This is a genomic window from Lentibacillus kimchii (assembly GCF_042666895.1).
Taxonomy (GTDB): Bacteria; Bacillota; Bacilli; order Bacillales; family Amphibacillaceae; genus Lentibacillus; species Lentibacillus kimchii.
In genome coordinates, this window is record NZ_JBHTGR010000030.1 from 1 (window position 1) to 10,764 (window position 10,764).

General features: G+C 38.9%; 8 protein-coding genes and 1 pseudogene. 5 read left to right on the top strand and 4 right to left on the bottom strand.

Annotated elements, in window-relative coordinates; all coding sequences use genetic code 11:
* Positions 1 to 133: 133 nt before the first annotated feature.
* The gene (locus ACFQU8_RS09605) at positions 134 to 1,036 is read right to left on the bottom strand and encodes a mechanosensitive ion channel family protein (protein WP_382359191.1); all 903 of its coding nucleotides are present in this window, start codon (positions 1,034 to 1,036) and stop codon (positions 134 to 136) included.
* Positions 1,037 to 1,587: 551 nt separating this feature from the next.
* Between ACFQU8_RS09605 and ACFQU8_RS09610 the strand changes: the two genes are divergently transcribed.
* Positions 1,588 to 2,187 (top strand): LuxR C-terminal-related transcriptional regulator, encoded by a 600-nt coding sequence (locus tag ACFQU8_RS09610; RefSeq protein WP_382359194.1) that lies wholly within the window; start codon positions 1,588 to 1,590, stop codon positions 2,185 to 2,187.
* 37 nt (positions 2,188 to 2,224) lie between these two features.
* On the opposite strand, the gene ACFQU8_RS09615 is transcribed toward ACFQU8_RS09610, so the two are convergent.
* On the bottom strand, positions 2,225 to 2,575 hold the full coding sequence (locus tag ACFQU8_RS09615; protein ID WP_382359197.1) for a hypothetical protein: 351 nt from the start codon (positions 2,573 to 2,575) through the stop codon (positions 2,225 to 2,227).
* A gap of 337 nt (positions 2,576 to 2,912) precedes the next feature.
* On the opposite strand from ACFQU8_RS09615, the gene ACFQU8_RS09620 reads away from it, so the two are divergent.
* Positions 2,913 to 3,443 (top strand): Fic/DOC family protein, encoded by a 531-nt coding sequence (locus ACFQU8_RS09620; protein ID WP_382359200.1) that lies wholly within the window; start codon positions 2,913 to 2,915, stop codon positions 3,441 to 3,443.
* A gap of 218 nt (positions 3,444 to 3,661) precedes the next feature.
* Here ACFQU8_RS09620 and ACFQU8_RS09625 read toward each other — a convergent pair whose 3' ends face one another.
* On the bottom strand, positions 3,662 to 4,255 hold the full coding sequence (locus tag ACFQU8_RS09625) for a cell envelope integrity protein TolA (protein WP_382359203.1): 594 nt from the start codon (positions 4,253 to 4,255) through the stop codon (positions 3,662 to 3,664).
* Positions 4,256 to 4,627: 372 nt separating this feature from the next.
* Between ACFQU8_RS09625 and ACFQU8_RS09630 the strand changes: the two genes are divergently transcribed.
* The 3 genes from ACFQU8_RS09630 to ACFQU8_RS09640 are packed head-to-tail and all read left to right on the top strand — an operon-like array spanning position 4,628 to position 10,203.
* Positions 4,628 to 6,178, top strand: a complete 1,551-nt coding sequence (locus tag ACFQU8_RS09630) for an Hsp70 family protein (protein ID WP_382359206.1) — start codon at positions 4,628 to 4,630, stop codon at positions 6,176 to 6,178.
* A gap of 1 nt (position 6,179) precedes the next feature.
* Complete coding sequence (locus ACFQU8_RS09635) at positions 6,180 to 7,307, top strand: J domain-containing protein (protein ID WP_382359209.1); 1,128 nt, start codon at positions 6,180 to 6,182, stop codon at positions 7,305 to 7,307.
* A gap of 37 nt (positions 7,308 to 7,344) precedes the next feature.
* Positions 7,345 to 10,203 (top strand): AAA family ATPase, encoded by a 2,859-nt coding sequence (locus ACFQU8_RS09640; RefSeq protein WP_382359212.1) that lies wholly within the window; start codon positions 7,345 to 7,347, stop codon positions 10,201 to 10,203.
* 108 nt (positions 10,204 to 10,311) lie between these two features.
* On the opposite strand, the pseudogene ACFQU8_RS09645 reads toward ACFQU8_RS09640, so the two are convergent.
* Positions 10,312 to 10,509, bottom strand: a pseudogene (locus ACFQU8_RS09645) (ankyrin repeat domain-containing protein); the annotation flags it as partial.
* Between the last annotated feature and the right edge of the window lie 255 nt (positions 10,510 to 10,764).

Consider the following 10,764-nt stretch of genomic DNA (forward strand, 5'->3'; position numbering starts at 1 on the left):
AGACATTCTAAAACCTCCCCTCATACTCGCAGCGTAAATGTCGAATCATTTATGTGTCCAGTATAAGGGGTACGGACTACTGTCACTTCCCGGTTTTTGTCGAACGATAGGAAGTGATCACTAAGTGTAAGTGTCAGCCCTGTTGCTGCACTTCACGGTAATCGGACTTTTTATGATCATCTTTTGAAGAGAAGACGATTCTTGGTGACGGGATATCGATACCTTGCTCGAACAAGTTTTCTTTGACTTCTTTTCGAATGAGCCTTCCACCTGCCCACTGCATGACGGGGAGGGTTTCCGCACGAATACGCATGACATAATTAGATAACTCAAGTGCCTGCAGACCATTGATTTCGGGTTCTCCGACAAATATCTCGTATTTGTACGGCAAGGTTGTTAATACGTTGCTAATGATTTTTTCAATGTTCATGATATCTGTTTCATATGGCACATTGACTTCAACCATTGCAAAGCCATTGCTTGCAGAATAGTTGGTTACAATATCGATTTTACCATTGGGAATAACATATGTCTGACCGTAGTAGCTTCTTAATTTCGTGGTGCGCAGCCCGATGATTTCGACATCTCCTTCGATTTCGCCCGTTTCAATATAATCGCCAACTGAGAATTGATCCTCAAAGATGATAAAGAAACCTGCAATAATATCACTGACCAGACTCTGAGCCCCAAAACCGATAGCAAGGCCGGCAATCCCAGCTCCCGCAAGCATTGTTTTAATGGGTATATTAAATGCATCCAGGATCATCATGGTGGCTAAAAACATGATGAGATAAGACAGAATGTTTTTGGATAAATTTTTTAATGTCTGTTCCCGTCTGTTTGTTGTCAGCTTTATCCGCGACTTTTTCTTGTCTCTAAAGACAGTATTAATGACTTTGTTTCCCAGGTGTTTTAAAACAAATGCAACGAGTATGATAGCGACCATTTTTAGTATTGTTTTGCCTACTGTCATCCATAAAGTTTCGCTGGTGATATAATCATATATCGAGTGAAAAACGTCTGCAAAAAAATCCATTTGATATCTCCTTTCATCGGATGAACGGAAAAACCTGCGTTTCTATATGTTACTGATACCACGAAATATATCTATGATTCTATTATTTTAAATATTATCATTTAAAGGTCATTAGTCAAGTAGCGGGGGCAGTAACAATGACATAACAAGAATTTTCACAGCGTATAAGCTTAAAGCGGTTCTATCTTTCCTATCGCCGCCGTCACCATTGTTATTATGTTTTTAATAACTTGAATGGTTAATAAGATCTGCCGATATTAAGCATAACAGCTGGATTTGATGATGCAGCACTTTGGCCATTGAAAAGATTACAATCAAATGGATGTTCAATCACCTCAATGACTATGTCTTTCCTTTGAGTCTAATATAGCAGAATGATAAAATAACCCAATCAATTATTTAATAATAATTATTATTTTTTAAGTTTGTATAAAATGTATAAGGGTATAGTGTCGCAGTGCAGCTAATAGCTTTATAAACAAACTAATCGGGAGAGATACATAGTGATAACCATTCTACTAGCGGCTACTAATCACGTATATTCCGAGCAGATGATAAACTTATTAAACCAGGAATCCGACATGCATGCAGCAGGATATGCTGAGACGGTGACAGATATCAATGCAGCAGAGGCAGAGCCGGATATTATTTTGCTGGATACTGAAGCAGATAACGTTCCATTACAAGATCGTTTACACCGGCGCTTTCCAGCAAATAAATTTCTGTATCTCCTGCCTTCTGCGGATATAGGATGGATTGTCCGGGCAGTTGAGCTGGGCGTGACTGGTCTTGTCCTGAAAGATACAGAACCTGAGCGATTGCCTGCAATCATCCGGCAGTTTTATGATGGGCGGTATGTGATCGCTGGTGAGATAGCCAAAGCTCTCATAAGCAGTGTGCATGAGAAGCCGTATGATGAGAAGGAGCGGATGCAACAGCTGTTACAGGCAAAAGGTATTGAGGTAACAAATCGTGATTTAACGATCCTGCAGCTGTTATATCATCAGAAAACCAATAAGGAGATCACAGCTGAGCTTGGACTGGCTGAGAAGTCCGTCCGGGATTATGTCAGCACCGTGTATAAGCACCTGAACATTCACAGACGAAAAGACGTGTATCAGTTTTTAACGGAACTTATGCAGAAGCTATGAACAAGCCAGAAACAGGAGTCATACCTGCCCCGTCTCCTTATGAGCGATCGATCAAACGGACAAACGATAATGCCGGCGATTGCGTCATATCTGTCGCATGGATATAAAGCGAGGCAAAACTCATATCAGGTGTGAATCTGAAGTGTAGTTCATCCCGCAAGTCCCGGTATGGATCTTCTGGTTTATGGTTAATATCCAATGTGCATTTGACATGTATATTGTGTAAATCCTGATAAATATCATGCGACAAAACGCTGTATTCCTGAAAATTGGTATTAAGCAGGTTATAGGCGGTCGAAAGGGCTGTCTGATGCGAACGGAATATCATAGTGAATTCAGCGACAATATTGAACAAAGTCATCACCTGTTTAAAAATAATCGTTATCAAGATGGCGTTCCATATTATATTATAATATGGTCTGCTTTTTAAACAAGGAAGAGTTAAGCACTTGTGATCGTTTTATGCGCTATCACAGGTGTTTTTTTTTGAAGCGTCGAAAAAGGGGCTGGTGTTTTGAAAGAATTAACATTGTAATCCAAGGAATTTAAAAGAGTTTTGCAAAATCTGAATTTAGAAAACCTTAACCTAACCCTTGAAAAGCAAAAAAGTGTTATAAATATTGTTAATTCAAGAACTGAAATTACTCCTGACCTTATTAAGGATTTAATGGAACATGGCAAAGTATAATGAATAGGATAATGACGATTATCTTTTAGAAAATAACTTGCTGGATGCTCAATCACATGAAGAATTAGAGGAAGGGGAATCGTTGGCTTTCTCTCTTCGTGCATCAGAATTGGAGCAAGAAGGATATGCAAGTATCCCTCTTACAATGAATGGATTCCAGAAGCTTCATTTTCATTTCTTTCAAGATGTTTATCCTTTTGCGGGTCAATTTCGAAATGTTCAATTAAAGAAAATGGATACGCTCTTTTGCCAATTTGAGTATGTGAACGACTATGCAACGAATCTGTTTCGTCAGCTAGATGAAGAACCACCCTGGGACTCGTTGAAGAAAGCAGCTGAACGTTTGGCTTATTTTAAATCAGAACTGAATATGCTTCATCCTTTTCGAGAAGGGAATGGCCGAACAATCCGCACTTTTATTTATCTGTATGCCTTAGAAAAAGGCATCATTTGGCAATATGAAAAGATGGATAAAGAAAGATATATAACAGCAATGATCAAAGCTGTCACAGACACGAGTATATTACATGAAGTATTTTTGGAGACCATTGACTTTTCCGAAGTGTGATTAAAATACAGCGATCCAACCCTTGAAGCGGTTGGATCTTTTCACAGGAAGTGATCCTTCTTGTTTAATTTTAGTATAATAATGCCACGCTTGGTACCAAACCAAGCGTGGTTTAATCGTTGAATGTCTGTTAAGCATGATTCGGTTGAAACGTTTAATGCTGAAAACCTGTCGTTGTTCTATTTGGTGAGAAAATGTTGAATGTTTAAGAAAAGCGATTATAAATTCCGCGCTTTTTTAGAAGCTTCATTTGCTTCTTTCTGTTTTGCGTCTGCTCTATGGTATCGTTTATCAAAATGATGGGTGTTCACATTATAGCGAGCCTGTTTATCTGCATGTTTCCAAGCAACATCCGCCTCTTTTTGTTTTTGTCTGGCTTGGAACTCCGCTTGTTTTTTAACTTCTTTTCGGTTATCACCCGAGTGGCGAGGTCCTCCGCTTAGCCCACCAGTATGTTTTCCGCCGCCTCGGGTAGAACTGGGACTGATCGCCTTAACGAACGTCCCTATTAAAGTGAAGACAACCCTCCAGACTGCAAGCAGTGCTTTTCCTGCAAAATGGGCACCTTTGCCCAGAATCTTAAACAGTTTTTCAAAAAACGGAACAGATAGGAACCATAGCTGATCTGACGTTTCTGATGAAGAAAATTTGTTTTGTAATTTAAGCAATCCTTTTACGATCAATGTACCTAATAATGCGGAAGGAATTACAAAGAATATGCCAAAGAAGCCCAGTGAGTAGTTGTAAGTATAAATCGATTCATTATTCAAATTAAATAGATACGTTAGGCCTTTATCAGCATAGGTATTCATAACGGTTGTAAAAATAGCTGTGATTAAAGCAAGTGGCAGCAAGTTTCGTTTTAAGAATTCTTTATTGATCCCGGTGAGAAATTTGTTCTTCATATTTCCAACCACCCCTTTTATCAATATGTAATAGAAAATTCAGCTCGAAAATGAGATCTGAATTCATACTATCTTAACAATTTATGGTTGTAAATACGCCCAGCACGCCGAATTAATTTGTAATATTTAATTAAATTACTTTTAACATGTACGTCAAGCTGGCTGGATGACATGACAGGATCTAAACTCATAGACATATGTATGAGATTGACTTAGGAGGTTTTGCAAAGTGTGATAACTCATGAAGGGCCTATAAAAAATGATAGTTTATGTTATAATATGTCTGAAGTGATGGAAATTGCAGGAAAGAAAGGCAGGGTTTATATGAAAGTAGGCATTGATTTAGGTACAACGAATTCGGCTGTGTCATATATCAATGAGCATGGCTCACCCGAGATCGTTAAAAACAGTGATGGTGAAAGAACAACACCCTCTGTTATTTTAATAGAAGATCAAAAAGCAATTATTGGCATGACGGCAAAAGAAGCCGCAGCGTTTCAATCGGAAGATACCATTCAGTTTGTCAAAAGACAAATGGGCAATAACAGTTTTGAATTTCCACTTCCCGGTACCGATCAGCTCATTGGAGCCGTCGAAGCATCAGCATTTATTCTTAAAAGAATTGTACAGGATGCAGAACAGGAATTGGGTGAAACCATAACTGATGTGGTGATCACCGTGCCAGCATATTTTGATGATGCCAAGCGTAATGCTACAAAAGAAGCTGCAGAAATGATTGGTGTCAATGTTCTCAAGATTATCAATGAACCAACAGCTGCTGCCCTGGCTTATTACAACTTAGAAGAGAAGACAACAGATCAGAATGTAGCCATTTATGACCTCGGTGGGGGCACATTTGATATCAGTATTGTTAATATACAAGACAACGAGGTTAAAGTATTGGCGACCGACGGCGATGCCAATTTAGGCGGCTTCGACTTTGATAATGCCATTTTTAATTATGTAGCAGATGCATTTGAAGAAGAAACTGGTTTGGACTTGTATGATGATGATATGGCCATGCAGGATTTAAGAGACAGCACGGAAAAATGTAAAAAGTCACTTACTAAAAGAGATAAGTCACTCGTTGCTGTATCCTCACAGGGACAAACAATCCGCAAAGAAATCACTAAAACATTATTCAACGATTTAATAGAATCATATCTTGCTAGGACGAGCCAAATCATGGAAGAAACAATCGGGGAATCTAATTTAACTTGGAACGATATCACAAAGGTTTTATTGGTCGGGGGGTCCACACGAACACCTGCCATTTCGGATATGATTGAACGGCTCACAGGTATTGAACCTTCAAAAGATTTGAACCCTGATGAAGTTGTGGCACTTGGCGCTGCTGTACAGGCATCCTCAATCGAACCTTCTGATCAGGACAGCCGTCATCATATTGTTGTTCGTGATGTAAACTCACATAGCTTGGGTATTATTACCGGTGATGGGCAAAATCCCGATGAGAATTCTATTATATTAGAAAGAAATACAGAAATTCCTTGTGAAAGATCGAAGAGTTTTGTCACTGTTCAAGACAATCAGGAATCAGTTATGGTGCAGGTTACCGAAGGAGAAGATGAGGATCCGGACTATGTCACTATCATTGGGACTTCTGAGGTTGCTTTACCTGATAACCTGCCGATGGGTTCTCCGTTAGAAATCAACATTGCCTATGATAAAAATGGCATTGTTCACGTTGGTGCGAAAGATTTATCGAATCAAGTGGATCTGGGTGAATTTGTGATTGAAAGACAGTCCAATCTGACCCAGGAAGAATACGAGGAGAGACAAGAAACAATGTTAGCCATGGAGGTAGAGTGAAATGGAGGACTATTATGACCTATTAGGTCTGAATGGCGATGCGAGCGACGAAGCCATCGACGAAGCCATTAATTCTGGCTTAAAAAAATGGCGAAAACGTGTTAACGCTCCTGATCCTCAAAAGCAGCGTGAAGCTTCTGAAAAAATGGAAGCATTACAAGAGGCACGGGAGATATTGCTCGATCCCGTAAAACGGGAGGAGTATGATCATCAACTAAGAGAGGCTTATGAACAGCAAGGTGATGATACCATCCCAAACGAAGTGGACCCACATGATGAGAGCACGTCTATGGACCCGGCTGATGAATTAATACAAGAAGCAACTGCACTGATCAATCAAGATAATTATGCCGATGCGATTGTAGTAGCGACTAAAGCAACCGAAGTAAATGGTAATCATCCCTATGCATGGGAGGCACTCGCCAAAGCTCATTTCTTTTGGAAGGAATACGGCGATGCCTTGTATGAAATTAAGCGGGCTATTAATTTGTTGCCAAATGAGGATTTCTTTTATTATATAGCATTTCTTTGTCAATATAACCGACAGGATCTGAAAAAGTCTGAAAAATTGAATTTAGCGGAAGAATTTCTGGAAAAGGCCTTACATATTAAACCAGATAACCCGACTTATATGGAAGAATCTGCCTCAATTGCCCAAGAAAGAGGCAAAATTAATAAGGCTATTAATATTTTAAAGAAAGTTGAAAAAAACCATGGTCTAAGCGATAGTGCGCGAGGAGACTTAGGCACCTTGTATTACAATAGAGGTCTGTCCCAGGCACAAAAAGTTAATTTTGGCAGGGGTAGATCAGATTATTATTTCACTGATAGAGACAGTACATTAAAAGGGAAAGATGACTTTTCTGAAGCATCCAAATATGTACAGAATAATTCGTTCAAAGATGCTGTGAACCATCGGATATCGCAAGCGAATGATGCTCTTTCTTTTAAAAATAGATATAAAATATTAGCACTGTTTATTCTTATTGTGCCTTTATTTTTCAATGCATTGGTTAGTTTCAACTTTATCATGATTGTCTTTATGGCAGCGGCAGGTTATTTTACTTGGAAGTATGGACGCGTGCCAAAATATGAACTGAACCGTAAATATATTAACTCATTAAGGTGATAGACAGCAGTGATTTTTTAGTAAAAAGGGTGATACAATGAGTTTCCTACAAGCCTATCAAAATCAAGGTGCTCAAGGGCTCAAGCAGCACTCAGTGATACCAGAGGATCAGACGAAACAGGATGAAATGGTGAACGATCTAACCTCTTTGACAAAAGAAAAAGTGATTAAACATGATATCGAGGCACAGAAAGTCATTGTATCCCGATTGTGTGAATTAGGAGCCTATGAACAAGCAGAGAAATTATGTAAAAAGCTTTATATACGAAAACCAAATGATCCGGAGATACAAAGTCTGTACTCAGACATAAAATCCAAAAGCACAACAACCAAAAGTCCTTTTTACAAAAATAAACAAATTCTCCGCGGGGTTGAACAAGATGTCTACAAAATGATTTACGGTCAGGAAGATTTGATCGATTCTCTTTCACAGCTATTACAAAAGTCTCTATTAACATCTGAATTTATCTATCAATATAAAGAAGCAGCTCTTATTTCAAGCCCTAAAAGTCGAGGCGTGCAAACAACGCTTTCTGTTTTTTTTGATACTCTTTATCAATACGATTTAATTGATAGTAATGCGCTGCAGGTGATTGATTTAGCACAATATAATGCGGATGAGAATATCGTGGAAATGTTTTTTGTCGATATTTATAACGCGTTTATGGGCAAAAGTAAGGTTACGCTTTTTAAAAATGTTGATCAGTGTCCGATTGATTTAATAGCTCATTTAAATAGTATTGTAAGCGAAGGACGTATTTATCTGGACGGCAGGTATATCTATCAGAACGGTGTGTTGGTAAAAGTAAATCAAATGCTGGCTGCTGACAGTTTTGATTCAATAGAGGCAACGGAGCAATATCTGTTTTTTTATACGTATAACAAGTTGGAAAAGGCATTGGACATCTTTACAGAATCCAGTCGGTCCAAACTCACTTATACGTTAACATTACCTGCTTTGGAAGATAAGGATGTGCAAAGCTTATTCCGATCCATGATGGATGACTGTATCGAGACAATCAAGACAAATCTTGGAATCACGATCCAGTATGACCCCGATCAATTTACAGGCATGATAAATCATTATTTTGACGAAGGGGGTGCAGCAAGCTTAAAAGCTGCTGTCAACCAAATATACCAAGCATTAAATCAATTCTTTATCTCTGCCGTTAATCAGGTGGAAGATCGCACGTTTGAGCTCCGATATGACAATCACCAGGTAATGTTAAAAGATGAAGAAGAAACACATATATTACTTGCCGTTAAACAAACGGGAGAAAATCTGCAAGCTATCCAAGAAAGAATCGAGCAATTAATAGGCTTGCAAGAGGTGAAAACGTCTTTAAAAGATTTACAAGATTATGTTGTCAATCGTAAGAAACGTGAAGCCAAAGGGGATCAGTCGGAAAAACTTCCCCTGCATTTTCTGTTCAAGGGCAATCCGGGCACAGGCAAGACGATGGTAGCCCGATTGATTGCAGATTACTTAAAAGCCATTGACTTTTTGAGCGAGGATCGTTTGATCGAAGTGGATCGTTCGGATTTGGTTGGTCAGTATGTTGGACACACCGCTGTAAAAACCAAGCAAAAGATTAATAGCGCTATGGGCGGGGTCTTATTCATAGATGAGGCATATTCCCTCGCTAACGGTGATGAAAATGATTTTGGCCGGGAAGCGATTGCCACGCTTGTAAAGGCTATGGAAGACTATAAGGATAATCTGGTTGTTATTTTTGCCGGTTATCCAAACGAAATGGATGAATTGCTCAAAGTAAATCCAGGTCTACAATCCAGAATTACACAAACATTTTATTTTAGTGACTATACCAACGATGAGCTTGTGCAGATTGCACTTAATCATGCCTTGTCGCAGGGATATTTGATTGATACTGAGGCCAGGGAACAACTGCTTAGCTTTTTTGAACAACATCAAATCAAAGGTAAAACAGATGGCGGCAACGGGAGATTGGCACGGCAAACTGTGGAATATGCCATTAAAAAACAAGCAGCCAGACTGGCCAATACCGATGTATCCGAGAAAGAAATGGACACCCTGCATTTAGAGGACTTTGGCTTTGAAAAAGAAAAGCCCTTTGATCTAGAAAAACAGTTAAACAACATCGTCGGACTGGATCACATAAAAGATATGGTCAGAACACTATATAAACAAGAGATCATTAATCAAAAAAGGAAACAATTAAATCCTGATTATAAAAGTGATCAAGCGTTGAACTTCATTTTTACAGGTAATCCCGGTACGGGGAAAACATCAATTGCCAGAGTGCTGGCTGATCTTTTTAAGAGTATTAACATTCTTAAAAAAGGACATCTGGTCGAAGTGTCTCGATCTGATTTAGTGGCCGGCCACCTCGGTCAAACCGCATTAAAAACGGAAGACGTATTTATGGATGCGCTTGGCGGTGTACTATTTATCGATGAAGCCTATGCGCTTGCCGATGATCATTTTGGAAAAGAAGCGATTAATACGCTCATAAAACTCATCGAAGATCATCAGGGGGATATCGTTGTTATCTTAGCAGGTTATCAGCAGCATATGAATGAGTTGCTAAAAGTCAATCCCGGGATATCATCACGTTTTACCAATACGTTTCACTTTCCGGATTATAATGCTAACGAGTTATTTTTAATTGCTCGGCAACTGTTTAAGTCCAAGGGATTTGCTCTAACAGATATGGGTAGCCAAACACTGAAAAAATATATCGATGGTTTGAGTGCGAACATGGAAGGTAATGGGCGCGATATAAGGACAATGGTTGAGAAGATTATTCGTTTGCAATCCAACCGCTTATTCGAGCAGTCTTCCATCGAAGAAGATGGCTTATTAGACGTTTTACCCGAAGATATCATAGCCTATTTTGCAAGTAATGATACATGAATGCGGCACAATATCGGTCCTCGCAAAAATGTCATTTCATTCTTGTATAATCTAAATTTAGATGCAGATGAAAATTCTTTAGGTTTAAAGGCAGCGACCATAACAATTCACTACATCCACATGCCCGCGTTCTGATGCAGGTATAAGCGCTGTGCATCCAAAGCGATTAGTAATCGATGTATCTGCGCCGGCCGCAACTGCACGTTTTACGATGTCAAGCAGTCCATTTGCTCCTGCATACAAAAGCACATTAGCCAAGTTGTTATCACGAATATCTATATTCGCACCGTTTTCGATCAGTGCGTTTATCGTATTTGTTTGTGCCAGGGTTAGCGGAATAGATATCGATATTCTGTTCATTACTGATAGATTTAGATTGAGTATATCATGACATATTCTTTTTTGTGTCTCGCTTAATTTTACAATCTAGGAATCTTGAAAAATAAAATTGAATTAGTTGAATCAATTTCATAATTGCTCTTATTAAAAACGCAAAGACCTGCAGAATTTCTAATGTGTATTTTTTTAAAATTCCTCTAAGCAGCCTGCTGCTGCTTTAAC